25 protein-coding genes, 1 tRNA gene and 1 pseudogene are annotated in these 24437 nt (G+C 63.4%); 9 read left to right on the top strand and 18 right to left on the bottom strand.

Going from position 1 to position 24437, the window contains the following annotated elements:
* Window position 1: 1 nt before the first annotated feature.
* A complete protein-coding gene (locus CP49_RS40140; RefSeq protein ID WP_057855599.1) occupies window positions 2–1006 on the bottom strand; it encodes an ABC transporter substrate-binding protein in 1005 nt (334 codons plus the stop codon).
* A 190-nt stretch (window positions 1007–1196) separates the two neighbouring features.
* On the bottom strand, window positions 1197–2561 hold the full coding sequence (locus CP49_RS40135) for an FAD-dependent oxidoreductase (RefSeq protein ID WP_057855598.1): 1365 nt from the start codon (window positions 2559–2561) through the stop codon (window positions 1197–1199).
* A gap of 109 nt (window positions 2562–2670) precedes the next feature.
* Here CP49_RS40135 and CP49_RS40130 point away from each other — a divergent pair, with 109 nt between their 5' ends.
* Complete coding sequence (locus CP49_RS40130) at window positions 2671–3561, top strand: LysR family transcriptional regulator (RefSeq protein ID WP_057855597.1); 891 nt, start codon at window positions 2671–2673, stop codon at window positions 3559–3561.
* A gap of 10 nt (window positions 3562–3571) precedes the next feature.
* Here the strand turns inward: CP49_RS40130 and CP49_RS40125 are convergent, their stop codons facing one another.
* From CP49_RS40125 to CP49_RS48445, 4 genes are all read right to left on the bottom strand, one after another.
* Window positions 3572–4402, bottom strand: a complete 831-nt coding sequence (locus CP49_RS40125; protein ID WP_082646476.1) for an aspartate dehydrogenase — start codon at window positions 4400–4402, stop codon at window positions 3572–3574.
* A 25-nt stretch (window positions 4403–4427) separates the two neighbouring features.
* A complete protein-coding gene (locus tag CP49_RS40120; RefSeq protein WP_057855595.1) occupies window positions 4428–5228 on the bottom strand; it encodes an enoyl-CoA hydratase-related protein in 801 nt (266 codons plus the stop codon).
* Between the two features lie 78 nt (window positions 5229–5306).
* Complete coding sequence (locus CP49_RS40115; RefSeq protein ID WP_245311103.1) at window positions 5307–6419, bottom strand: Spy/CpxP family protein refolding chaperone; 1113 nt, start codon at window positions 6417–6419, stop codon at window positions 5307–5309.
* Window positions 6416–6598: a hypothetical protein gene (locus CP49_RS48445; protein WP_245311102.1), complete on the bottom strand. Its 183-nt coding sequence runs from the start codon at window positions 6596–6598 to the stop codon at window positions 6416–6418. The genes CP49_RS40115 and CP49_RS48445 overlap by 4 nt, the downstream gene beginning before the upstream one ends.
* A 292-nt stretch (window positions 6599–6890) precedes the next feature.
* Between CP49_RS48445 and CP49_RS40110 the strand changes: the two genes are divergently transcribed.
* The gene (locus CP49_RS40110) at window positions 6891–7865 is read left to right on the top strand and encodes a ketopantoate reductase family protein (protein WP_057855593.1); all 975 of its coding nucleotides are present in this window, start codon (window positions 6891–6893) and stop codon (window positions 7863–7865) included.
* A 24-nt stretch (window positions 7866–7889) separates the two neighbouring features.
* On the opposite strand, the gene bioB is transcribed toward CP49_RS40110, so the two are convergent.
* On the bottom strand, window positions 7890–8870 hold the full coding sequence (gene bioB / locus CP49_RS40105; RefSeq protein ID WP_057855592.1) for a biotin synthase BioB: 981 nt from the start codon (window positions 8868–8870) through the stop codon (window positions 7890–7892).
* A 182-nt stretch (window positions 8871–9052) separates the two neighbouring features.
* Between bioB and CP49_RS40100 the strand changes: the two genes are divergently transcribed.
* Complete coding sequence (locus CP49_RS40100; RefSeq protein WP_057855591.1) at window positions 9053–9835, top strand: SDR family oxidoreductase; 783 nt, start codon at window positions 9053–9055, stop codon at window positions 9833–9835.
* Between the two features lie 83 nt (window positions 9836–9918).
* Here CP49_RS40100 and CP49_RS40095 read toward each other — a convergent pair whose 3' ends face one another.
* Together CP49_RS40095 and CP49_RS40090 are read right to left on the bottom strand one after the other, a co-directional pair.
* Window positions 9919–10713, bottom strand: coding sequence for an aspartate/glutamate racemase family protein (locus CP49_RS40095; protein WP_057855590.1), 795 nt, complete (start codon window positions 10711–10713; stop codon window positions 9919–9921).
* Window positions 10714–10886: 173 nt separating this feature from the next.
* A complete protein-coding gene (locus CP49_RS40090) occupies window positions 10887–11570 on the bottom strand; it encodes an alpha/beta hydrolase family protein (RefSeq protein ID WP_057855589.1) in 684 nt (227 codons plus the stop codon).
* A 239-nt stretch (window positions 11571–11809) separates the two neighbouring features.
* Here CP49_RS40090 and CP49_RS40085 point away from each other — a divergent pair, with 239 nt between their 5' ends.
* Window positions 11810–13657 carry a di-heme-cytochrome C peroxidase gene (locus tag CP49_RS40085; RefSeq protein WP_057855588.1) on the top strand — a complete coding sequence of 616 codons (1848 nt, stop codon included), beginning with the start codon at window positions 11810–11812 and terminating at the stop codon, window positions 13655–13657.
* A 110-nt stretch (window positions 13658–13767) separates the two neighbouring features.
* Here CP49_RS40085 and CP49_RS40080 read toward each other — a convergent pair whose 3' ends face one another.
* Window positions 13768–14010, bottom strand: coding sequence for a hypothetical protein (locus CP49_RS40080; protein WP_057855587.1), 243 nt, complete (start codon window positions 14008–14010; stop codon window positions 13768–13770).
* A 236-nt stretch (window positions 14011–14246) separates the two neighbouring features.
* Here CP49_RS40080 and CP49_RS40075 point away from each other — a divergent pair, with 236 nt between their 5' ends.
* Window positions 14247–15122, top strand: a complete 876-nt coding sequence (locus CP49_RS40075; protein WP_057855611.1) for an alpha/beta hydrolase — start codon at window positions 14247–14249, stop codon at window positions 15120–15122.
* A gap of 49 nt (window positions 15123–15171) precedes the next feature.
* Here the strand turns inward: CP49_RS40075 and CP49_RS40070 are convergent.
* Window positions 15172–15248, bottom strand: a tRNA-Arg gene (locus tag CP49_RS40070).
* A 242-nt stretch (window positions 15249–15490) separates the two neighbouring features.
* Between CP49_RS40070 and CP49_RS40065 the strand changes: the two genes are divergently transcribed.
* Window positions 15491–16003 carry a PRC-barrel domain-containing protein gene (locus CP49_RS40065; RefSeq protein ID WP_057855586.1) on the top strand — a complete coding sequence of 171 codons (513 nt, stop codon included), beginning with the start codon at window positions 15491–15493 and terminating at the stop codon, window positions 16001–16003.
* 104 nt (window positions 16004–16107) lie between these two features.
* Here CP49_RS40065 and CP49_RS40060 read toward each other — a convergent pair whose 3' ends face one another.
* The 3 genes from CP49_RS40060 to CP49_RS40050 are packed head-to-tail and all read right to left on the bottom strand — an operon-like array spanning window position 16108 to window position 18192.
* Window positions 16108–17067 carry a Bug family tripartite tricarboxylate transporter substrate binding protein gene (locus tag CP49_RS40060; RefSeq protein WP_057855585.1) on the bottom strand — a complete coding sequence of 320 codons (960 nt, stop codon included), beginning with the start codon at window positions 17065–17067 and terminating at the stop codon, window positions 16108–16110.
* 58 nt (window positions 17068–17125) lie between these two features.
* Window positions 17126–17494 (bottom strand): dimethylsulfonioproprionate lyase family protein, encoded by a 369-nt coding sequence (locus CP49_RS40055; protein ID WP_057855584.1) that lies wholly within the window; start codon window positions 17492–17494, stop codon window positions 17126–17128.
* A 59-nt stretch (window positions 17495–17553) separates the two neighbouring features.
* The gene (locus tag CP49_RS40050; RefSeq protein ID WP_057855583.1) at window positions 17554–18192 is read right to left on the bottom strand and encodes an RraA family protein; all 639 of its coding nucleotides are present in this window, start codon (window positions 18190–18192) and stop codon (window positions 17554–17556) included.
* Window positions 18193–18841: 649 nt separating this feature from the next.
* On the opposite strand from CP49_RS40050, the gene CP49_RS40045 reads away from it, so the two are divergent.
* Both CP49_RS40045 and CP49_RS40040 read left to right on the top strand, forming a co-directional pair.
* Entirely contained in the window at window positions 18842–19798 is a 957-nt protein-coding gene (locus CP49_RS40045) for a helix-turn-helix domain-containing protein (protein WP_063791846.1), read from the top strand.
* A 265-nt stretch (window positions 19799–20063) separates the two neighbouring features.
* Entirely contained in the window at window positions 20064–20693 is a 630-nt protein-coding gene (locus tag CP49_RS40040; RefSeq protein ID WP_057855582.1) for a hypothetical protein, read from the top strand.
* Between the two features lie 144 nt (window positions 20694–20837).
* Here the strand turns inward: CP49_RS40040 and CP49_RS40035 are convergent, their stop codons facing one another.
* The 4 genes and pseudogenes from CP49_RS40035 to CP49_RS40020 form a co-directional block, all read right to left on the bottom strand.
* Window positions 20838–21035 carry a hypothetical protein gene (locus CP49_RS40035; protein ID WP_057855581.1) on the bottom strand — a complete coding sequence of 66 codons (198 nt, stop codon included), beginning with the start codon at window positions 21033–21035 and terminating at the stop codon, window positions 20838–20840.
* A 254-nt stretch (window positions 21036–21289) separates the two neighbouring features.
* Window positions 21290–21847, bottom strand: a complete 558-nt coding sequence (locus tag CP49_RS40030; RefSeq protein ID WP_063791847.1) for an AAA family ATPase — start codon at window positions 21845–21847, stop codon at window positions 21290–21292.
* Window positions 21848–22079: 232 nt separating this feature from the next.
* A pseudogene (locus CP49_RS40025) lies at window positions 22080–22538 on the bottom strand (helix-turn-helix domain-containing protein); the annotation flags it as partial.
* Between the two features lie 114 nt (window positions 22539–22652).
* Entirely contained in the window at window positions 22653–23657 is a 1005-nt protein-coding gene (locus CP49_RS40020) for a 2-dehydropantoate 2-reductase (RefSeq protein ID WP_057855579.1), read from the bottom strand.
* 142 nt (window positions 23658–23799) lie between these two features.
* Between CP49_RS40020 and CP49_RS40015 the strand changes: the two genes are divergently transcribed.
* Complete coding sequence (locus CP49_RS40015) at window positions 23800–24381, top strand: YidB family protein (RefSeq protein WP_057855578.1); 582 nt, start codon at window positions 23800–23802, stop codon at window positions 24379–24381.
* The last annotated feature ends 56 nt before the right edge of the window (window positions 24382–24437 follow it).

The following is a 24437-nucleotide window of genomic DNA, read 5'->3' as shown; positions in this document are numbered from 1 at the left end:
TTCAATCCGCCTTCACATATTCCTTCGCGATGATCGCATCCGCTGCAAACCCCTTGTCGACAAAGCCCTGCTCCTGCAGCCAGCTAATCTGGTTACCGACATTCTTGACGTCGAGCTTGCCGTCGGGATCGATATAGGCGCAATTGCCGATCACCTGTTCGACCGGCAGGTTGGTGTATTTGGCGATGATCTCGAGCAGCGGCTTGGTCTTGTCGTTGATCTCGGCCTTGCCGTCCTTCACCGAGGCCAGGATCACATCGTGATATTCGCGATCGGCGCGCGCCAGCGCGGCCAACAGCTTGGTCACCAGCGCCTTGTTCGTCAGCGTCTTCGGCGAGGCGAACACGGCGCCGAGTTGCCAGGGCGTCTCGTCACCGACCCAGCCGAGGAGTTTGGCGCCACCGGAATCCACCAGCGACCGCGCGGTCGAGATCGGCAGCAAAGCGGCATCGACGGTTTCGCCCTTGAGCGCTGCGGCGGCATTCGACAGCGACTGCAGCGGCAGCACCTTTACGTCCGCCAGCTTGAAGCCGTATTTGTCGGCGAGCAGGCCGAGCGAATAATGGAAGCTGGAGCCGACTTGAGTGACCGCGATGCGCTTGCCGGCAAGATCCTTCGGCGTCTTCAGTCCAGCCGCATAGGCGTTGTTGCTGGCGAAATAGCCGATCAGCGGGTAGCCCGCCTTCTCGCGGCTCATGCCGCCGATCACCTTCAGCGTGCCCTTGCCGGCGAGATTGTAGAGCCCGGCGGTAAACGCCGTGATGCCGAAATCGACATCGCCAGACGTGGTCGCCACCGCAATCGGCTGCGCCGCGTCGAAGAATTTCAGTTCGATATCGAGGCCGGCCTCGCGAAAATAGCCCTTGTCCTGCGCGATGAACACCGGCGCCGAGGAGGACAGCCGGAGCACGCCGACTTTGGCTTTCTGCGCATCGTCGGCGCGCGCGATCCCGCCCGCGGCCATCGCCAACAGACCCGCCAGCGCGAGCCGTGCAAATTTCGTCATCCGGTCTCCTCCGCCTTTTCTTGTCGTAGCCGGTCTACATGGTCGTCCCTGCGAACGCAGGGACCCATAACCACAGGACCTTGTAATAGCCAAAGCCGTCTACCCAAATGCCACAAGAAAGGCCGCGGCGTATGGGTCCCTGCGTTCGCAGGGACGACGTTACATACTTCATCCTCGCGAACACACAGTTCTATAGCCCCTCGGGCACGCTCTGGTCCCGCCCGATGAACGCGCCCTGTTGTTTCAGGCTTTGTTGCAACTTTTCAACCGCAATGTCGCGCGGAATCGTATTCCCCGACAGCGCCAATGCCGCGGCGGAGCCTGCCGCCTCCCCCATCGCAAAACAGGCGCCGGAGACCCGCGCCGCCGACTGGCCGTCATGCGTCATCGAAGCGCAGCGGCCGGCCATCAGGAGGTTGTCGATACCCTCGGGCACCAGCATGCGATAGGGCAATTCGTTGAAGCCGCGCGATTCCGGGATCGGGGGGAACTCGAAAACGACGTCGCCGGCGACATGCTGCTCCATCGGCCAGCCGTTGACGCCGATGGAATCCTCGAACGAGGCGCAGCCCAGCACATCCTCGCCTGACAGCATGTAGCCGCCGATCACGCGGCGCGTCTCGCGGATGCCGAGCTGCGGCGGCAGGTCGACGATGTAGGATTTTTCGAAGCCGGGCACCGTGCGCAGGAATTCGAATGCCTGGACGGCCTGCCGCCGCCCCTCGATTTCGCCGCGCGTCATCTGGTCGGGATCGATCCCGCTGACCGCGGTGCCGTCCTCGCGCGCGAGCTGGGTAAAATTCACCCGCCATTCGATGCCGGAGCGCTGCGGCCGAACGATCGCAGTCTTGCGGGGAAAGCGATGCGTGCCCGCGGCTTCCGCCTTTTCCATCAGCGCCGGAATGGTCCGCCAGGCGTCGCCGGCCGTCTCGGGATCGATACCGTTGAGGCGGAACATCATCGAGGGGTAGAGCATGCTGCCGGCGTTGTCGCCGACCTCGAAGGGCGCGCCCGCCCAGGCCGCGAGATCGCCGTCGCCCGAGCAATCGATGAAGATGCCGGCGCGCACCGCCTGACGACCCGCCTTGGTCTCCACCATCAGCGCACGGATGCGTTTCTCGTCATCCATCACCACGCCGGCACCCAGCGCATGAAAGAGGATGTCGACCTTGTGCGCCGCCAGCAGGTCATCCGCCGCGATCTTGTAGGCGGCGGTGTCGTAAGCCTGCGCAAAAATCTTGCCGAGGATCAGATGCGGCGCGTTGAGTCCGTCGAGCCGGTCGATCCGCGCAAGCAGCTCCGTGGCGATGCCCTGCACCACCCGATGCATCTCGCCATGGACGTTGGCATGCAGCCCGCAGAAATTCGTCACGCCGGCGGCCGTGCCCATGCCGCCAAGAAAGCCGTAACGCTCGATCAGCAGCGTACGGCGGCCGGTGCGCGCCGCGGCAACGGCCGCCGCGATGCCGGCAGGACCGCCGCCCAACACGGCGACCTCATATTCGCCGTAGATCGGGATCTGGCGCGCGGGTTCTTCGATTGTCCTGGCCGTCACTGGTCGCTTCCGTTCCCTCTTGAGCTCGTTTGGGACACTATGAATTGACGCGCAATGCACTACAATCCACCAAATTGCGCGATCAGCTTTCTCGAATCGTAAAAAGTGGATGGATACGCTCACGAACCTTCAGGCCTTTTTGGCCTCCGCCGACGCTGGCGGATTTTCCGCCGCTGCTCGCAAGCTGAATGTCTCGACATCGGTGGTATCTAAGCGGGTCACGCAACTCGAAGCCCAGATTGGTATCGCGCTGTTCCGTCGCTCGACCCGCCAGTTGCGATTGACCGAGGCAGGCCAGCAATATCTGCATCGCGCCCGCGGCGTGGTGGCCGATGTCGGCGACCTTCTCGCACGCATGGGCGAGAAAGACCGCGATCTCGTCGATCACCTCCGCATCAAGGCGCCCACCTCGCTCACCATCGCCCGGCTTGCCGACGCGTTCAGCGCCTTCCAGACGCAAAACCCGCGGCTGAAACTTGAGATCGTGCTGATTGATCGGCCGGTGGATCCGGTGACGGAAGGATTCGACATCGCTATCGGCGCCTTTCCGCATTCATTCGGTGGCGTGGTTGACGAACCGCTGTGCTCGCTCAAGCTCAAGCGGCTACTGTGCGCTTCGCCCGCTTACCTTGCAGCGTATGGCGTGCCGCAGCATCCGCGCGATCTGGTTGAGCATCGTTGCTTGAGTTTTCTTCCCACTGGATCGGAATGGGTGTTCGACGGGCCACGTGGCCGAACCAGCATTCAGGTGCGCCCGCTCCTGAGCTCGAACGAAGGCCATGTGCTCGTGAAGAGTGCGATCGCAGGCAACGGCATTGCCTTCATCTCGCACTATCTCGCGGCCGATGCGCTGAGCAGCGGCACGCTGCAGGCGGTACTGCCGGATTTCCAGATCCCCGAACTATGGGTGAAGGCCACCATTCCGGAGCGACGGGTCAACGCCGCTGCGGTGCAGGCGCTGCTGCAGCAATTGAGACGTTCGCTCTCTCCGGCACTGTAAAACGCAGGATCTACGTTCCGACCTGCAGCGGCGAGGTGAGCTTGCGCAGCGCCGCGATCACCGAGAGCGCGGTGATGCGGCCCGTCTTCGGATTCTCCGACGGGACGTTCTCGATCGACATCGCAAACGAGGCCGAGTCGGATTCGACCCTGATCTGGTGACAGTTCCGCATCACGGCCGGATCGGCCCAGATTTCGATCGTCGTTCGATCGGGCCCGATGCCAGCGAGCGAAAGCGCCGCAACGACATTGACGTTGGCGGGAAAGGCCGCGGCCGCATCCCGCGCCGAGCCCTTGAAAACGCATAGCGCAGACTTCAGACCTTCCATGGAAATGCCGTTCTCCACGAGATAGGGCGCGCCGGCGAGGCCTCCGGGCGGCTTGCGCGTGACCATCTGCACGGAATGAATCGTGCCTTCGGCAGCAGCCGAAACCGCGTCGAAGCCTATCAGCGCACCGGTCGGCACGATGATCTGACCACCATGCGCCCGGGCAAGGTCGACGAGATCGGGACGCGGCAGCAGGGCGCTGGCGCTCAGCACCATGACCTGCTTGCCGGCGCTCAGCATCGGCCGACAGATCTGGTCGAGGATATCAGCCGGTGCGCACTCGACGGCAAGGTCGGCGTGATCAGGCAGTTCATCGAGCGAAACCAGCGGGCAGGAAATGCTTTGGCGATCGAGCCATGCTTTCGCCTTTGCCTGGTCCCTTGCCGTAATCGCCGCTAGCGAGAGGCCCGGCAACCCCAGCGCCAGCTTGCGCGCCACGGTTCGGCCGATCTCGCCCAGCCCGGCAATGGCGATGCGTTTGGATGGCAAGTTCGATACTCCTGCAACGGACATCATGTGGCGCAGCAGAGCCTGACGCTTATGCCTTGTGATCCCAATTCGCCGCCCGCTTTTCCGCAAACGACGCCAATCCTTCGGACGCCTCCCTGGTCTGCCGCCGCGCCGAGTGCATTTTCACCAGTCGCGCGTAAGCCTCGTCGTCGACACTCATGCCACCGAACGAGCTTTCCATCGCCAGCCGCTTGGTCTCGGCCAGGGCTTCCGGACCGTTGGCAAGCAGTTGCTCGACCACCTTCGAGCCTGCCGCCTCCAGCTCGGCCAGCGGCACCACCTCATGCACCAGCCCAATACGCCGCGCCTCCTCCGCGCCGAACCGTTCGCCGGTCAGCGCGTAGCGGCGGACCTGACGGACGCCGACGGCGTCGCAGAGCTGCGGGATGATGATCGCAGCCGTCAGGCCCCAGCGCACTTCGGTGATTGAGAACAGCGCGTTGTCGGCGGCGATCACGACGTCGCACGCCGAGATCACGCCGGTGCCGCCGCCGAAGCAGCCGCCCTGCACCAGCGCGACCGTGGGGATCGGCAGCGTATTGAGCCGCTGCACGGCCTCGAACGTCGCGCGCGACACGGCCTCGTTCTCGTCAGCCGATTTCGGCCGCACGCCGTTGATCCACCTCAGGTCGGCGCCGGCCTGGAAATGCTTGCCATTGCCCTTGAGCACGACGACGCGAAGGCTCGGCTTCTTGCCGAGTTCGTCCATCGCCGCGAGCACGCCGTTGATGAGCCCGGCGTCATAGGCGTTGTTCACCTCGGGACGGTTCAACGTGACCGTGGCGACGCCGCGCCCGTCGAGATTCCACAAAACCGGATTGGCATTCATTCGGCGGCCCCTTTTTGTTCGGCATCTTGTTATGCCGGACAATAGGCCGGGATCGCAGCTCTTGTCACCGCCGCCGACCTATCGGCGGCCGCGGCGCTGCATCATATCTGACCTGTCGGCAAAGGAGGTCCGCCTTGGGCCGATCGCCTCGAATTGAGCCTTCTGCTCGTCGCTCAACATCACATAGAAATCATCGAGCGCCGTACGCACGAGTTTGACCGACGCCAGCATGACGTCGAGCCGCTTGCCGACGGCAGCGAGCCGCGCCGGCGGCGTGGCCGCTTCGTCGATCCGGCACGATGTGGCCAGCATGTCGGCCGCCTTTGCGCTGGCGTTCTGCAGGGCGGTAAGGCCGGTGCGCTGCGTATCGGTCGGATGCAGCCTTGCCTCGATCTCCTCGGCCGGCCATTGCAAGCTCGATGATTGCGTGATGTCACAGGGCCGCGCAACCGACCTCGACCTGCTACGGCGCCGCTCGGTCTTTCTCTCCTGATCTTCCGCGATCGCGTTCAGCCGCGCTTTCTGCTCGTCGTTCAGGAGGCCGTAGAACTTGTCCAGCGGCGGCTGCACGGTCGCGACGCCTGATATCATCGCCTCGATGCGCTGCTGCATCGATGCAAGCCGGCCGGACGCCGTCAACGCGATCGAGGTCGGGCACGCCGCCTTGATCTTCTGCGCCGCAGTCACCGACGCATTGGCGAGATCGTCAAGGGCCGCGCGCTGTACCTCGGTCGGTTCGATCGTCTGCGCGATCAGGTCGATCGGTAGCCCGGCGATTTCGCGGCTGTCCTCACCGCACAATAGCGCAAGCCGGTCTGGGCCGGTGCTGGAGGAACCGCGCGGCGGCAGGTAGCCCGTAAGACCCTGATAGTCGTAGGGCCCGAACAGGCCGGCATAAATGTCGTCGTAGCCATAGTACCAGAACGGCGCGCCGACATTGGGTCCCCACAGCGTGTAGTCGTAGACGTCGTGATAAGCGAACGGCCAGAACAGCGGGCCGACCCAGCCGTACCCGCCGTTGCCGTGTCGCCACCAGCCGCCGCCTCTGGACCGTCCGTATTGCCATCCCGCAAGCGCGGCGCCAGCGGTGACGCTGGCCCGCATCGCCGGACTACGCAGCGCAGCGGTGTGGCGATAGCTGCGGGCGAGCGCGCGCGAGTTCAGCGCGCGGCCGCTTCCGGCAAAATTCATGCGGTGCGCGGAGTATGAACGATGGGCGGATCTGGCATGAAAACGGTGTGCGGATCTGGCATGAAAATGGCCGCCGCCATGATGCCGGCCGCCGAAATGATGGCCGTGACCATGTCCGCCGCCACGATGGCCGCCACCATGATGACCGCCACCTCGACCGCCGCCGTGGCCGCCTCCATGACCGCCTTTCGCGATCGCAAAGTCCGCCACGGATAACGCCATGGAGAAAACAATAGCGGCAATTCCCAGTGCGATTTTTGACATGGTACGTCCCCTCATCGTCGCACGTCCCATTGTCGCTATGCCGCAAGCCTGACGGCACGCGGATGAACGCCGACTGAACGGCACCGGTTCCCACGCCACCAAGGCCGCGCGCTCCGCAACCCGCCCTGTGCGGCGGGCCGGTTGCGTCCGATCAAGGCTTGTGAAAACTAGCAAGCGACCCATCCCTTCCCGGCAGGATTTCCACCCATGCGGATTTGTGTTTTCGGTGCAGGCGCCGTCGGCAGTCATTTTGCCGTGCGGCTCGCGCTGGCAGGCCATGATGTCTCCTGCGTGATGCGTGGCCCCCATCTGGATGCAGTAAAATCAAACGGGCTGACGCTGCGTGTCGGAAATGGCGAGTTCAAGGCGAAGGTAAGAGCATCGAGCGATCCCGCCGCGCTGGGCCGGCAGGACGCCGTGATCTGCACGCTGAAAGCAACGGGCCTCGCCAACCTCGCCGGCGCTCTGCAGCCGCTGCTCAGCGACGATACCGCCGTGGTGTTCGCGCAGAACGGCATTCCCTGGTGGTACGATATCGGGCTCTCGCCAACGCATCCGCCGGTGCCGAACCTGGCCTTCCTCGATCCCGGCGGCCGCCTGCGTGCGGCCATCCCGAAAGAGCTTATCGTCGGCGGTGTGGTGTTTTCGTCCAACGAAGTCGTCGCCCCCGGCGTGGTCGCGAACCTTTCGCCCGAGCGCAACCGGCTCCTGATCGGCGAATGCGACGACCGCCAAAGCGAGCGAGCGGCGAAGCTGCGTGCAGCGCTGAACGAAGCTTCGATCGATTCGCCCGAGGTCGCGCAGATCAGGGAAACGATCTGGTCAAAACTCCTGACCAACATGTCGATGTCAGTGCTGTGCCTGTTGACCGGGCAGACCGCGCGCGCCGTGCGCGACGATGCTGATCTCGCCGATATCGTGCCGCGCCTGCTCGATGAAGCCAACGCCGTCGCGCAGAGCTGCTTCCCCGAGGTCAAGCGCGTGACGCGCTCCGGCCCCGCGCCGGACCACAAGCCTTCGATCCTGCAGGATTATGAACTCGGCCGCGCCATGGAGATCGACGTGCTGGTCCGCGCGCCCGCTGCGTTCGCGCACGCTGCCGGACTTTCGACGCCGATGCTCGACATGATGGCAGCGCTCGCCATCCGTCAGGCGCGCGACAAGGGACTGTATCCGGGCTAACCGACCCGCTTGATGCGGAGCCGATCAGATGGCCTGCAATCCCAGCCGCTGGAACAGCTTCCGGTCGGCCTCGTCCTCCGGATTGCCAGCCGTCAGCAAGGTGTCGCCGACGAAGATCGAATTCGCTCCTGCAAAAAAGCAAAGCGCCTGCATTTCATCGGTCATGGCTGAGCGGCCCGCCGACAGGCGGACGTATGATTTCGGCATCATGATGCGCGCGAGTGCAACGATCCGGACAAACTCGATTGGCGCGATCGGCGCCGCCTCGGCGAGCGGCGTACCGGCGATCGGAATCAGCATGTTGATCGGAACGCTTTCCGGCGGCTCGGCCAGGTTCGCAAGCGTGACCAGCATTTCGACGCGGTCGGTTTCTTCCTCGCCCATGCCGAGGATGCCGCCGCAACATACTTTCATGCCGGATTGCCGGACATTCTCCAGCGTGTCGAGACGATCGGCAAAATTGCGCGTCGAGGTCACCTGCGGGTAATAGCGCGCCGACGTATCGATATTGTGGTTGTAGTAGTCGAGCCCCGCGGCGCTGAGGCGGTCCGACTGATCGCGATCCAGCATTCCCAGCGTCATGCAGGTTTCGAGCTCGAGCGCTTTCACCGCGCCGACCATTTCAACGATGGCATCCATGTCTCTCGGCTTCGGATTGCGCCACGCCGCGCCCATGCAGTAGCGCGTTGCGCCGCCGGCTTTGGCTTTGCGCGCCTCGGCGACGACCTTTTCGACGTCCATCAGCTTCGAGGCGGCAAGACCCGTCGAATGATGCGAGGACTGGCTGCAATAGCCGCAATCTTCCGGGCAGCCGCCGGTCTTGATGTTGAGCAGCTTGCTGAGCTGCACGCGGTTGGGATCGAAATGCCGTCGGTGAATGGATTGCGCCTTGAACAAGAGATCGTTGAACGGCAGCCGGTAGAGCGACCAGGCGGTCTCGCTCGTCCACTCCACAGCGTCCGCAAGCGGCGCCGTCACAGCCAATTCATCCCGCACTTCGAGCATCCTTCGATTCTCCCGATCCTGATTGCCGTCTGGCCGTCATCGCACGCTGGCGAAGCTGACACCAGCGGCGCGCGCCGTGCTTGTAAAAAATTGATCGCCGGCGCAAACCGGCATTGACCGCGCAGCAGAGGTCGTATCACTCTCGAGCGCATTCAAGAAAAAGAAGCAAGCGGGAACCGAACATGGACGTCAAGGGCAAGGTCTGTGTCGTCACGGGAGCCGCGAGCGGTATCGGCGAAGCGGTCGCGCGTGCCTATGCAACGGCCGGTGCGCGCGGTGTCGTCATCGCCGACCTCAAGACATCGCGCGACAGACTGGCGAAGGTGGCGGGCGACATCGACGGCTTGCCGATCACGGCCGACGTTGGACTGGAGGAAGACATCAAGGCGCTGATCGCTGCGGCCGAAGACAAGTATGGGCCCGTCGACGTGTTCTTTTCCAACGCCGGCCTCTCGCGCAAGGGACAGGAGACCGCCTCCGATGCCGATTGGGACGTGAGCTGGCGCGTGCATGTCATGAGCCATGTGTTCGCAGCGCGAGCGCTGGTGCCCGGCATGCTCGCGCGCGGATCCGGCTATCTCCTCAACACCGCTTCCGCGGCAGGCCTGTTGGCTTCGCTGAACTCGATGCCTTATGGCGTCACCAAGAACGCAGCAGTAGCGCTCGCCGAGCATCTCGCCATCCAATATGGCGACCGCGGCATCCGCGTCTCCGTGCTGTGCCCGCAATCGGTGCAAACCGGCATGACGACGCCGGGTCCGAGCGCAGCAAGAGTCGACGGCGTGCTGCAGCCGCCGGAAGTGGCGCGCATGGTGATCGAGGCGATGGAGGAAGAGCGCTTCCTCATTTTATCGCACCCGCAGGTCGCCGAATACATGCTGCGCAAGGCTTCGAATCGCGACCGCTGGCTCGCCGGCATGCGTCGGCTGCGTTACAAGATCTACGGCGCTCCGGCGTCGGTGTGACCACCGTCATTGCCTGCGACAAACGCGAAGCGTTTGCGCAAGGGAGCGCAGCGAAGCGAAGCAATCCATTCTTCCTTGCGGCACTATGGATTGCTTCGGCGGAGCCTGTCATCGGGCGGGCATTCGCCCGACCCGGTGGCTCGCAATGACGGGTCGAGCGGCGCGAATTGTTCCAAGAGCCCCGTGTACCGCTTCACGCCAGGCGAGGCATACGAACCGCGCCTGGACGTCGTGAGCTTCAGGCCGGCCAGCGCCTCGGCCTGCTTTACCGCGGCCGCCACGCCATCGACGACGGGCACGCCGAATTTATGCGAAAGCTTCTGCACAAGGTCGGCCATGCCGGCACAGCCCAGCACGATCGCTTCCGCGCCCTTGTCGAGCGCGCGGGAAATCTCGGCTTCAAGCTTCGCTTCCGCGCCTGAGCCGGGCTTGTCGAGATCGAGCACCGCGACGTCGCAGGCGGTGACCTGCACCCTCTCGGCGAAACCATAGCGGCGCACCAGTTCTTCGAGCGGCACGATCGAGCGCGGCAGCGTGGTGACCACGGCGATGCGCTTTGCGATCTGGCCGGCCGTCACCAGCGCCGCCTCGCAGATGCCTACCACCGGAAAACGCGCGGCGGTGCGGGCGGCGTCGAGCCCGGTGTCGTCGAAACATGCGACAATCGCCGCATCGGCGTCCGGCGCATTCATGAGCGCCTGGATCAGGCCGGGCACGGCGAACGCCTCGTCGTAATATCCCTCGATCGAGACCGGCCCCATCGACGACGTGACCGCGGATATTTCGGTGCCGGGGCTAGCGACGGCGCGCGCGGCGGCGCCGATCGTTTCGGTCATCGAGGCGGTCGTGTTCGGATTGACGATCAGGATTTTTGTCATGGGCGTATCGTAATGGGTATGACGCGCAGCGCAACTCAATCATCCGTCGTCCCTGCAAACGCAGGGACCCATACGCCGCGGCCCATCAACAGGACGATGGGGCCAATTGCCTTTGCTGCCACACGCAGCGGTGGTTATGGGTCCCTGCGTTCGCAGGGACGACAGCGGAATGCTTAGCCTACGATCCCATCCACCCACGCTGCAAACGCATCCAGCGCCTCGTCCATCACCTCGCGATCATTTCGTCCCGAACTTTTCAGCACATGGAACGAATGATCGGCGCCATCCAGCAAATGCAGCGTCGCCCGCGATCCCAGGCCATTCATGACTGGCTCGAGCAGGCGTAGCTCCGCCAGCGTATCGCGCGTGCCCTGCAGGAACAGCATCGGGATTTTGACATCGGCGAGATGCTTGGCACGATCGCTGGAAGGCTTTCCGGCCGGATGCAGGGGAAAGCCGAGAAACGCCAGGCCTCGCACGCCGGGCAAGGGTGAAAGCGCCTGCGCCTGCGAGGTCATTCGCCCGCCGAACGATCGGCCGCCCGCGATCAGCGGCAGCGAGGCAAAGCTTCGCCCGGCTTCCGCCACCGCAGCACGAACGGCGGCATGCGCAACCGTGGGCGGATCGGGCCGCTTGCTGCCCTTTTCCATATAGGGAAATTGATAGCGCAGCGTCGCAATGCCGCGCTTGGCGAGATCAGCCGCAACCGTTTCCATCGAGGCATGGGTCATACCCGCGCCTGCCCCGTGCGCGAACACGTAACACGCGCGGGGCTGCAGCGGCTGCATTACCAGCCCGGAGACCGCCTCATTGGGCCCGATTTCAATTCGGAGCGATTGCGCCTCGGCTGCCTTCATGTGATCTGACTGACATTCAACTGCACGATCGAGACTTTATACTGGAAAAACCCTGCGAGAGATGGACCGGTCAAAATCATACCCTATCCTGAGGAATCGGATTTATGGACAGACCTTTAGCGCCACTATAGGATGGCATCATATTCAACCGCACGCCGAGGGTGATTCGCCTTGCGGCGTTTTTTGATAACAGACGGATATTGCGCGCCACTGGCGCGGTTTTGGGGAAGGGGCAGGCCATGCGTGGCAAGAGAATTGCGACAATTGTGATCGTGCTGGCGATCGTCGGCATCGGTTATGTCGCCGTCAAGGACGATATCGCCAAGCTCTGGCAAGATTTGCATGTGAAGATCGTGGAGCGTCCCGCGCCGAAGAAAACCGTCTGGCTCGACCAGGGCATCGCTAAGGACAAACTGAGCTGGTTCTATCACGCCGACCAGGGAACGCGGACTTTCGGCTTCCCCTATGAGTGGTTCATGGCGCTAGAGCAGCCGACGATTTCGTGGCTGCCGTTCACCAAGGTCGGTCTCTTCAGCGACACCGCCTATCTCGACCGCTATGGCTTCATCCCGGATACCATCATTCCCGGCAAGGAGGAGCTTCCGATCGGATTCGCGAGGGGCACCCCGATGCTCGACCCGACGGGCGCGGTATGGCGCAACCCGCGCACCAAGAAGGAGATGATCGGTGTCGGCCTGACCTGCGCGGCCTGCCACACCGGCAGCTTCACCTACAAGGACACTGCCGTCGTCATCGACGGCGGACCGGCGCTCACCAATCTTTTGGCCATGAAGCAGGGCATGGGCATCTCGCTCTTGCTGACGCGCTACTGGCCCGGCCGGTTCGACCGCTTCGCCGAGCGCATCCTGGGGCCGGACTCCACCATCGACGACCGCGAAACGCTGAAGAACCAGCTCGACCAGGTTCTCAATCAGTACAAGCAGGTCAAGAACCTGGAAGGGCGCGTCGCCTCGCAGAGCATCCTGGAAGGTTACGGACGGCTCGACGCGCTCAACCGGATCGGCAACCAGGTGTTTTCAATCGACCTGAAGAAGCCGGAAAACTACGCCGGCTCCTCCGCGCCGGTGCACTACCCGCGGATCTGGAACACGCCATGGTTCGACTGGGTTCAGTATAACGGCTCCATCATGCAGCCGATGGTGCGCAACGCCGGCGAGTCGCTCGGCGTATCGGCGGAGCTCAATCTGACCGAGCCGTCGAAGGGACTGTATAAATCGAGCGTGGACGTGGATAAGCTGTTCGAGATGGAGCAGATGATCAAGGGCGATACGCAGCCGAACGCCAAGACGGGTTTTCCGGGCTTGAGATCTCCGCGATGGCCGGCCGATATTCTCTCACCGATCGACCAGAAATTGGCCGACAAGGGCGCCGAACTCTACAAGACCCATTGCCAGGAATGCCACCGCCCGCCGGTGACGAGCGAGGCGTTCTGGGATTTCAACAACAAGGACTGGTGGACCAGGAACCAGGCCGGCGAGCCGATCCTCAAGGTCGAGAATGTTCCGATCTCGCACATCGGAACCGATCCCGCGCAGGCGGCAGACATGCGGGCCCGAACGGTCGCGGTGCCGGAAAATCTCGGGATCAAGAGCAGCAGTTTTGCGTTCGCGCTGGGCGAAGTGGTCGAGAAGACCGTCAACACCATCTTCGACCAGAAGAAGCCGCCCGTCAGCCCCGCGGAGCGGAAGCGGATAGATGGATATATGCCGAACGAACTCCGGGGTGAGCTTGCCTACAAGGTGGGTCCGCTGAACGGCGTCTGGGCGACGCCGCCCTATCTGCACAACGGTTCGGTCCCGACGATCGACGATCTGCTCGGGGACCCCGACAAAAGGCCGCCGACATTCTATCTCGGCAGCCGCGAGTACGACCCCGTGAAGCTTGGTTACAAGACCGACCCGATCACAAACGGGTTCAAATTCGACACCTCCATTCGCGGAAACTCGAACCGGGGCCACGAATTCAGGAAGGATTACAACAAGGACAAGGAAATCCCAGGCGTGATCGGGCCGGAGCTATCGACCGACGATCGGAAGGCGCTGATCGAATATCTCAAGACGCTTTAATATCTCAAGACGCTTTGAAGTCAGTCACACGCACGCCGCTACGACCGGGCTTGGCCCGGTCGTAGTTTTTTCCGACGCGGCTAGCGCAGAGGCGGATCAGGCGGCGCGCCTTACCGGCTGGCAACCAGCCGCAAATGCGGCTTGATCGTCTCTTCGAGTTCGACCTTGAGCTGGTGCACGCGCGGGTCGCCCGACCGCGCCGCGCACACCGAATATTGGTTGACCGAGCACGCCAGCGCGCGCCGCTCTTCGGCGGTCCGCGTCACGTCCGGGCTGGACAGCCGCAGCACCATCCCGCCGAGCTGCACCAGCATTTCGTCGAGCGCCCGATCCACTCCGGCAAGTTGATCCATCGCACCACTCCCTCTGAAAGGAGTAATGAGCAGCCTGCCCGCACGTTCCCGGCACGCGCTTGGTTACGGATAATGAGAAGTTAACGAGGCGCTACTCTGTCAGCGCGCCGCGCGTCCAACTGAGGGAATCCTTAATCAATCAAAGTAAATCGGCTGGTCTGCGCCGGCCCCATGCAGCGATTGCGGCAGCCGCGCCCGTTACCTATGCTGCCGCCTTGTTCCACGCGAGACCCGGCATGACTATCCCGCTCGATCCCGTCGTCGCCCAGATCATTCCGCTACTGCCGCTGCGCGATCCCACGACGATGACACCGCAGAGCGCACGCGATGCGCTGCGCGCACTGGCGGCCTCGCGCGCGGCGGTTCCGCCGCCACCGGTGATGAGCGCGGAAGACATCAAGATGAAGGGTGCGGCCGGATTCCTGAGCGCCCGGGCCTATCGGAACTCGAACGACAAATCGCCGACGGTGGTGTTCTTCCATGGCGGCGGCTGGGTGGCCGGCGATCTCGACACCCATGACCGGCAGGCGCGCTGGCTCGCGATCGAGACCGGCGCGGTCGTCATCTCCATCGACTATCGCCGCCCGCCCGAGGTGCGGTTTCCCGGCGCGTTCGAAGATGCCTTCGCGGCCACCGAGGATGTCATCGCGCGCATTGCCGAGTTCGGTGGCGGTGCGGCACGCGTCGGCGTCGCCGGAGACAGCGCCGGCGGCAATCTGGCGGCCACGACCGCGATCGCCTGCCGCGATGCCGGCATCAAACTATCGGCGCAACTGCTGGTCTATCCCGTCACCGACGTCGCCGGAAATTTCGCCGATGCAACGGAGAACGCGCGCTTTCCCTCGCGCAGCGAAAACGCGGAGGGCTATTTCCTCACCCGCGCCACCATGGAATGGTTTTGCGGCCACTACCTCGAAGACAGCGCCCACGGCACCGACTGGCGCGTGTCGCCGCTACGCGCCAAAAACCTCGCCGGCGTGCCGACCCAATATTATGATGGCTTGGGCCTGATCCACGGCTATTTCGGCCTCGGCGAGGCGTCGGAAACTGCCAAGCGCGAGGCGCAGCGCGCGCGGGCGGATTTCAGGGCGTTGCTCGAAGCCGGCGCGTAACAAGCCGCCATCCGGCCCACCGACAGGCCACATAGTGGACCCAACGTGCTGGCGATCCCGGGAAGACTCGAACTTCCGACCTACGGTTTAGGAAACCGTCGCTCTATCCGGCTGAGCTACGGGACCGCGAACCCGCGTGGCAAGGCGGGCGCTTGGGACGCTTCATAGCAAAGCGAGACCGGTATCGCCAGCCCTCTGGAACAGCCCCTTTGGAAGCATCCTGCTTCGGGGGTCCTAAGATGATGACGGGGAACAGCGGCGTCACGGTGCCGGATACCCAGGCGTACTCCGAAACTTCTCCGAGACGTCGAGGAACATTGGCTCGCGCGCCCTGTTTTAGAAAAACCGATCAGCCTTCCGAGGAGGATATGATGCAGAAACTTTTAGCTGCGGCTCTCTTGAGCGCCGCCGTCTTCAGTGCTCCCGCCTATGCGCAGACCGCGCAGACGGCTCAACCCGCAGATCAGGCCGCCCCTGCTGCCGGCTCGCAGGAAAAGATGATGCTCAAGGGCAACTGGCGTGCGTCCAAGCTCATGGGCCTCGACGTCTATAACGACGCCAATGAGAAACTCGGCGAAGTCAATGAACTGATCCTGGACAAGAACGGCAAGGTCAGTGCCGTGGTCATCGGTGTCGGCGGCTTCCTGGGCATGGGCGAACACGACATCGCCGTTTCCATGGACAAGCTCAAATTCATGGAAGAGCCAATCCGCACCAGCTCGACGGCGACGACAACGCGCGAGACAACGACCGGCGCGGCCACGAGCACGACCGGACGTAGCGCCGATGCGAATGACTGGATGCCCGACCACGCCGTGATGAGCGGCACCAAGGAGCAGCTCAAGGCGATGCCGCAGTTCAAGTACTCAGATTACAACTGAGGTGTCTGATATTTCGGCTGAAAAAGGCCCCACTCTCGTGGGGCCTTTTTCATGAGCCCGACGTAAGCCTGAGCGCGAGGCGCAACCAAGCGTGTCGCGCAGCGCTACGCCTTGATATTGTTCTCGCGCACGACCTGGCCCCAGATGCTGACCTGCTTGGCGAAGAACGTCGAGAACTCCTTGCCGTCGGCAAGCAGGAGGGTCATTTGCTGCGTCTCGCGCAATTGGGCGGCCACGGCCGGCTCGCTCAGAATCTCCTTCACCGATTTCGCCATGTCGGCGATGACATCGGGCGGCGTGCCCTTGGGCGCGAAAATACCCCACCAGGCTAGCGTCTCGAAATCGGGGAAGCCTGCCTCGATCGCGGTCTGCGTGTCCTTCAGCGCGGTCATCCGCTCGCGGCCCAATTGCAGGATGGGCCGCAGCCTGTTGGTCCCAAGTTGCGCCGTGATCAGCGCGGCCGAGCCGATGATCATATCGACATGACCGCCGAGCACGTCGTTCATGGCCGGGCCGCCGCCGCGATAAGGCACATGCGTGATCTCGACGCCGGCCTTCTTGGCGAGCACCGTCATCGCGAGATGGCCAAGCGTGCCGATGCCGACGGAGGCGTATTTCACCGCGCCGGGATTTGCCTTGCAGGCCGCGATCACGTCGGCAAAGGTCTTGTACGGCCGCTCGGCGTTCGCGGCGACGACGTAAGGCGCGGTGCCGACCAGGAACACCGGTACCAGATCCTTCTCGACATCCAGTCCCGGCTTTTCGAGGATCGAGGGAATGACCGCGTGCGAGTCGAAGGTCACGAGAAACGTCGCGCCGTCAGGAGCGCTCTTGGCGACCTGTATGGCGCCAAGCGAGCCGGCCGCACCCGACTTGTTTTCCACCAGCACGGTCCGGCCGAGCTTGGTCTGCAAATGAGACTGCAGCAACCGCGCCAGCGCGTCGGTGGAGCCACCCGGCGGAAACGGCACCACCAGCGTCATATTCTTGGTAGACTGCGCCAGCGCCGGTGTCACCGCGAACGCGGCTGATGCCGCAAGCAAGTTGCGTCTTGTAATCTTCACCAGAACTCTCCTCCCATTAATGTCTGCGATTTCTTTTGTTTTTGTTCGCAGACTTGAGTTACGTGCCGAAGCCGGACCCGGCTTTCTTGTATTCGGGCCGCGGCGGGCTGAAGATGTCAAGCACGCGCGCGCCCTCTGGTCCAGCCCGCATCGTGTGCGGCACGTTACCTGGCGTGCGCCAGAAATCGCCCTTCTTGACTGGAATTTCCTCATTCCCCTGGATGCGGATGGCCGAGCCATCGAGCAGCACACCCCATTGCTCCTCGGGATGATGATGCAGGGTGCCTTGCGCGTGCGGCGCCAGCGTCACCACCGACAGCATCGCCTGCTCGCCAGAGAAGATTCGCGTCGTGACCCCGGACGCGAGTTCGCGAAACAGCCCGTCATGCGGATTGTCCAGATTGTGAAATTCGTCCTTCTGACTCATCGTTCCTCCCTCAAGCGCCTGTGACGTATCGATCAAGAGTTACCCGTCAAGACTCACCATCAAGGCTTGCCGTAGCTGCCCTGGTAGCGGCCTTCCCGGATCGCGAGGAGCGTATCCTCCTCGCGCGCGACCTGGGCGCGGACCGCCTCCAGCAATGAGGCAGCCGTTGCGGCGGGAAACGACACCACGCCGTCCTCGTCGCCGACCACGATGTCGCCGGGCGCAATCACCGAGCCGCCAATCGAAACCGGTACGTTGATCTCACCGGGTCCGCTCTTGTAGGGCCCACGGTGGATCGCCGTACGGGCAAAGCATGGAAAGTCCGATGCGGCAAACGCCGCGACGTCGCGGATGGCGCCGTCGATCACATAACCCGCAGCGCCCCTGTACTCAGCAATGTTCTTCATGATCTCGCCGACCAGAGCCCTCGTCTCGTCGCCGCCGCCATCGACCACGATGACGTCGCCCGGCCCGACCAGCTCCAGCGCCCGGTGGATCGCAAGATTATCGCCGGGCCGCGTGCGCACCGTGAAGGCGGTCCCGACCAGCCGGCCGGCGCGGTGAAACGGCCGCAGGCCGACGGCGCCCGGCAGCCGAGCGAGATTGTCGCTAATGATGGAGGTCGGCGCATGCCTGAACGCCTCGATCAGGTCAGGCGCGGGCTTCGGCACGCTCGTCATGGCCGTAGTGATGCTCATGTAGACTGTTTCCCCTTGCGGTTAGGCCGTTTTCTTCTGCCATTTCGCCTGCCAGCGCAACGTGGGCAGTCAGCGCCGCAGTGAGCGAAACTGCGCGCTGAACCGACGGGCCCCGGTTCACCGCATCGCACGGCAGCATGAAGTCTCCGGTTGCGGCAAAACAATTAGCATTCCACATGACCAGCTATAATGGATTTGCAACACGTCGCGCAGGATCTAGGGCCGGCGGCCCGATCGTCAGCCTCGCCGCCGGCTAGGCTCTTCGAATCCCTTCGGCAGTTTTGCGGCAAGAGAGTTTACTGAGTCAGCTCGGGAAGTGCGTTCCCTCCCCCCTTGCGGGGCAGGGCTAGGGAGAGGGGTGGCGGCAATGGCGGTGCCTGTTGTTCAACCGGAAGCATGCCGGTCTAGAGTGTCGGCAATCTGTCGGGTCCGTGCCCGCGGCTTACCCCTCTCCCCAGCCCACGAGCGAGCTTCGCTCGTCTCGGACCCCGCAAGGGGGGAGGGAGCGCACCGTTCGTGCGGCGAGAGCCCGCAGCGCAATGCAGGTGACATGAAATCGCACTTGCGCGGCCACACTTGTTAACATCAGTTTAACCAAACCCGTTCGACGTTAAGATCCGAATCCGAAGATTCGCGCCAGTTGGCTCACATGCTGTTTCAGAACCTTTCGCCTTCGCCGGCACTTTCGATCGTCCAGTTTTCCGACATCGACGCCTTCCGGCCGGTCGAGTTTGTCGCCGACGCGCGCAGCGTCCCGCTGAACCTCGCGAATTTCCACACCGCGCGCGCGACGGTGCAGTTGCCGGGCTGCCAGATCAACCTGCTCACCTCGTTTCCCCGCATTCTCGATGTCAGCTACCGCGCAGCGCACGGCGTCGTCATATTCCAGATCGAGGACGCCTACGAAGTCTCCGTCAACGGCCTGTCCGTGAACCGGCCGGCCTTTGTCGGCATGCGCGGCAATGTGGATCTGCAGTTCGTCGAGCCCCGCGGATCGCTGCACGTGATCATCACCCTTGGAGCCGGCCTGCGGGATCGAGAATGGTTCGATACGCCGGACGAGCTATGCCCGTTCACGCCGGACGCGGATGCTCTAGCGACGGTCAGATCGGTCACGTCTGGTATTCTGCAGACGGCTTCCGCCAGATCGGATCTGTTGCAGGAGCCGCGCTCGGCGCTTGCCATCCAGGAAGACCTGCTGCTCGCCATCGACGAGATGTTCCGCCGCAGCAGGGCGCCGGAATTGGCGGGCAGGCTTGCAAGCAGGAGCTATTGCCGCCTCGTTCGCGTGATCGACGAATATGTCGCCTTTCATCCCGCCTCGGCGATCTACAGCGCCGACCTCGCCGAACAATGCGGCGTGTCGGTCAGAACGCTGGGTACGGCGGTGGCGAGCGTTCGCGGCATGAGCCTGCATCGCTATTTGCGTCTCAAGCAGCTCTGGTCGGCCCGCGCACAACTCGTGAAAGGGTCCGACGCAATAACCGTGACGTCGTGCGCCCGGGCCAACGGGTTCCATCACATGGGCGAATTTGCCAAGCTTTATCGCGCAACGTTCCAGGAAACGGCGTCGCGCACATTGGCCCGCGCGCGAGGCGCTGACTGATTCTCGCCACAATGTGGCGTGCTTATCCGTTCGCTCTCAGATGGCGCATTTAGAATCGCTGCAATATCATGCGCGCACGCGAGCTTTGATGTTGAATTTCTTCAATAATTTCGACGACATAGCACTGTGTTCCATCGGTCACATCCATCGGATAAGCTCACAACGCCAGCGGGAACATCGAGCAGTTTCGGCGTGACAGCGCTGCCAAAATGATGACAATCGACTCAATCAAAGTTCCCAAGAATTCGACTGGAGAGTAACGTCCGTGATCGCCTCACGTGCATCTTCGTTTGTTGTTGCCGCGATCGGGAGCCTCGTCGTGCTGGCGCCCGTGCGCTGCGACGCGCAGTGGTGGCGTAGCGCGCCTGTCGATTTCGAATCCTGCGCCGATGTCGCCGAGAAGGCGAGCACCAAGGAAGAAAAGACGGCGAAACTCGCTGAGTGCAACGCGAAATTCGCCGGCCGACGCAAGCCCGGTGGCGGCTACACCTACTATGATTTCATGCAGGACCGGACCTTCGACATCGCAGGCCCCAACCCGACGCCGGAAGAGCAGAGGAAAATCGACGAGCAATACACCGCCTATCTCGAGCGCGAGCGGCGCAATCACCTCGCCGCGGCACAGGCGGCCAAGCAGCAACAGCAGGAACAGGCGCAGGGAATACAGCAGGTCTCGCTCCGCACCGAACAGCCCCCTCCTCCGCCAGTAGAAACAGAAAAGGTGCCGATACCGGTGGCAAGCCCGGTCAAGCAGGCGGCGCGCATCAAGGCTGCCCAATGCGCCAAGAACCAATTCTCATGTGAATGGCCGCGGCTTTCAGAGAGCATCAACGGACTGAAAAGGCTGCTCAACCCACAACAGCAGCAGGCGCAAACTAAGCAGAAGAAAAGCTGACGCTCTGTCGTCCCTGCGAAAGCAGGGACCCATAGCCACCGAATGCAGTTGTCCTGAGATAACGCCTGCCGTTCGCCTTATGGATGGATCACGCGGTATGGGTCCCTGCGTTCGCAGGGACGACGTAGGCCGGCGACACGGGCCTCAATGCGCCCGCGTCCGCTTGACGCGACGCGGCTTGACGGCAGGCGGGAGAGGCGTGCGCTGCGCCGCCCGCTGCTCCTGCAGCCGCGCTTCATAGCCCGGCGACGGCGTCGCCGTCGGCGGCACGGCGTGGGCAGGGGTAGGCGACGCCCACCCGGCAAGGCCCACCGCAATCAGCGCCAGACAGGTCCACTTCATTCGCATCTCCCTCGCCTCCATTCTAGTGGATTGAATCGGACGCTTGGTACCCGCCCGTCCTCCCAGATCGGGGAAGAGCGGGGCGGCCTGCCCGTTTGCAGACGTTCGGAAGGCCGCGGGAGGGTGGCGAGCCGATGTTTAACACGAACGCCCGGAACATCCGCTTTGTCGACATTTGCGACGTTGGCCCAACTGACACCTACGACCCTTTGCGGACCTTAGACGCGGCGTCGGCTCGGTGGTGATGACTGCATCTAAGCTTGTTCCTGAGTGGCATTCAGCCAGCCAATCTTCTGAAGAATGAGCCCTGCAAGTTCCGCCGGCCCTTTGCCGTCCGTCGGTAGAACGACCATGCCTTCGGCGTCTTCGCTCGCCATGCGCCTTGCTTGCCGAAGCGAGCGCTGCATCTGCTCGTCCGCACCGGAACCTATCTCGCGCTGCGCAAGACGAGCCAACAGTGTGGGCTCACTAGCCAACATGCGAACCGCCGTGATCCGCGCCTCGGGTATGGCAGCAAGTATCCACCGCTTATCGAAATCCAAGTGCATCATGACTCCCGACATGATCAGACGTGTGTGCCCCAAGGCCCTGTATGTTGACCAGATCGCAGCCAAGTTGATGCTGCTAACGTCAGTCGTGCCGGGCTGAATTCTATCGAGCTCTTCAACACTGGGACGCGGAAATACCCTGTCGAGCTCATCGGTCTCGATAACCGCGTGAGTAACTTGAGCAGCGGCGAGTTGCGCGCTCACTTCCCAACTCAGCGTGGATTTGCCTATGCCGGCTGGCCCGGTAATCAGCAACAGTTGCATGCTATCGTCATCTTCCAATTCGGTGCCGAGACGGCTCGGTGCACTAGCCGGATTTGCAAGTCCAGCACTTTCTGAAGGTCCGCTTCCCAACCCTGCGGTTGCCCGGACAGATGGGATGGACGACTGCTTCGTGCTCAATCGAGCCGTTCGTCATGCTTGTCGTAGACGGCCGCAACGGGTCGAAATTCCCCGTTGGCTGCTTTCCGGAGAGTGGACATTCGGCGCGGACCGCCTTGGCGGCGAACTTCGGATCGTTGGAAAGCTTGAAGGCGCGGATGCGGTGCGGCGCCAGGCCATGAGCCTTCCAGATGCGCTGAACCGAGGTCAGGCCAACGCCCGCCACCTTGGCCATCAGCCGCCCGGTCCAGTGCGTCCTCTCGCCGGGAGGATCGCAGAGCGTCAGGGCCACGACCCGCTCGGCCACATCCAGCGGCAGGCGGGGCGTACCGGGCGGCCGGGTCTTGTCGCGCAGCAAGCCCTCGACGCCTTCGGCCATGAACCGCGCCTGCCAGCGCCAGACAGCGGTCTTGCTGACCCCCGCCGTCTGCATGATCTCCTCTGTGCCCACGCCATCGACCGTGGCCAGCACGATCCGGGCGCGCCAAACATGCTTCCGCAGGCTGTTGCGGTCGTCAACGATCGACCGCAGTCGCTTACGATCTGTTGGGCTCAGATGGACGCCAGTACGCATCCCGCAGACTCGCACGACGCCGCGCCGCGCGGAATCCCAATCCGGACTCTTTTGTCCCGATCAATCCACTAGGGTCCCGCCGGACCGGCGGCAATTCAAGGCAAGCACATCCGCTCAGCCCGCGCGAATCTGCTCGGGAGTCAGGCCGGGGGAGCCCTTGGCATCACGCTCGGCCTGCCGAATCAATTCCACGATCCGGCGCGACAGCGGCACCTGCAGCCCGCGACGCTCGGCGATTTCGGTGATGACGCCCTGCAGATAATCGATCTCGGTGCGGCGGCCGCGCTGCAGATCTTCCCACATCGACGAGCGCGCCTCGGGATCGATCTTCATGGTCCGCCCCAGCAACGCTTCGAAGATCGGGTCCGGCAGGCGCAACAGCGACGGCATCCAGGCGGGCGGAATCGGCGTCGGCGAGACGGGCTTGATGCCCTCGGCCCGGATCGCCGCCAGACCCTCGGCGACCTGGTCGGCAAACAATCGCCGCCATGGCCGTGAGCTGAGTTGCCGGCGCAGCGGCAGATCGGCCAGCGCATTGAGCGCGTTGTTGAGATTGAGCAGCAGCTTGCCCCATTGCACGCCGTCGATGTTGCCGGTCGGCCGCATTTTCAGGCCCGGCACCGACAGCTTCTCCGCCGTGCGCGCCTCGTCCTGCTCGATGACGATGTCGCCGGAAGTGGCGCGATGAAACCGCCCCGCGCCGAGCGCAATCACGTTGAACGGCACCATGCCGCCAAGCACGCGCCGTCCCGGCAGGCGCTGGCGAAGGACCGCCGTATTACCGACGCCGTTTTGCAGGCTGACGATGACGGCATCCGATGGTGCGTGCCGCGCGATGACGTCCGCCATGGCGGCCGTATCCGCACTCTTGACCGTGACCAGCACAACGCCGGCGTCCTCAAAAACAGAAGGATTTTCCGACAATGCGAACTGATCGCGCGTGATGGTCTGGTCAAAACCTTCAAAACTCGTCGGCCGCAGCCCGCCTGCGTCGATTTCAGCAATCACGCGCGGACGCGCCAGCAGCGCAATGCGGCGGCCGCCGGCCGCCAGCATGCCGCCGACGAAGCAGCCGATGCTGCCCGCCCCTGCAATCCCGATCGTCTGGCCCGAAACCATTTCGCACTCACCGCGTTGCACCCGGCTTCGAATAGCAGAGCGCGCGGACTGTGCCTACCAGAGGTAGTGGCCGGGGGCCGCGCCTTGTAACCGTCATGGGCCACCGCTATCTTTTGCGCGGGGCGACGCGGAGGAAACGATCATGGGCTTACTCGACGTACTCAACGGCATGATGAACGGCCCGCGCGGTCCCAGCGGCCGCGGCGAGCAGCGCGACAGCGGCGGCGGAATGTCGCCGCTGACCATGGCGATTCTGGCGCTGCTGGCCTGGAAAGGCATCAAGCATTTCGGCGGCAGTCAGACCGGCTCTGCCCCGCAACCGGCGCCCGCGCCCGGCAATGTCAATGCCGGTCTGCCCGGCGGCGGCATGGCCGGTGGCGGACTGAGCGACATGCTGAAGGGCGGATTGGGCGGACTGCTCGCAGGTGGCGCAGCCGGCACTATCCTGAGCGGCGGCCTTGGCGACCTCCTGACTCAGTTGCAGCAGAAAGGCCTTGGCGATCAGGCCGACTCGTGGGTCAGCAACGGGCCCAACAAGCAGGTCTCGCCCGGCGATCTCGCCAACGCGCTCGGCGCCGACGAGATCGATCAGCTAACGTCGCAAACCGGAATGTCGCGTGACGATTTGCTGCAAGGCCTCAGCCAGTATCTGCCTGACGTCGTCAATCATCTGACGCCAGACGGACGACTGCCGAACGATAACGAATTGTCGGAACGGATTTGATGCCGTTTAAGCGGCGCGGTCCGCGCCGCTCTGCTTCATCATCCACGCATCGGAGA

The organism is Bradyrhizobium valentinum (assembly GCF_001440405.1).
In the GTDB taxonomy this organism is placed as follows: Bacteria; Pseudomonadota; Alphaproteobacteria; order Rhizobiales; family Xanthobacteraceae; genus Bradyrhizobium; species Bradyrhizobium valentinum.
Note: the sequence above shows the minus strand (reverse complement) of the source record. Positions and strands in the feature narration are given on the sequence as shown.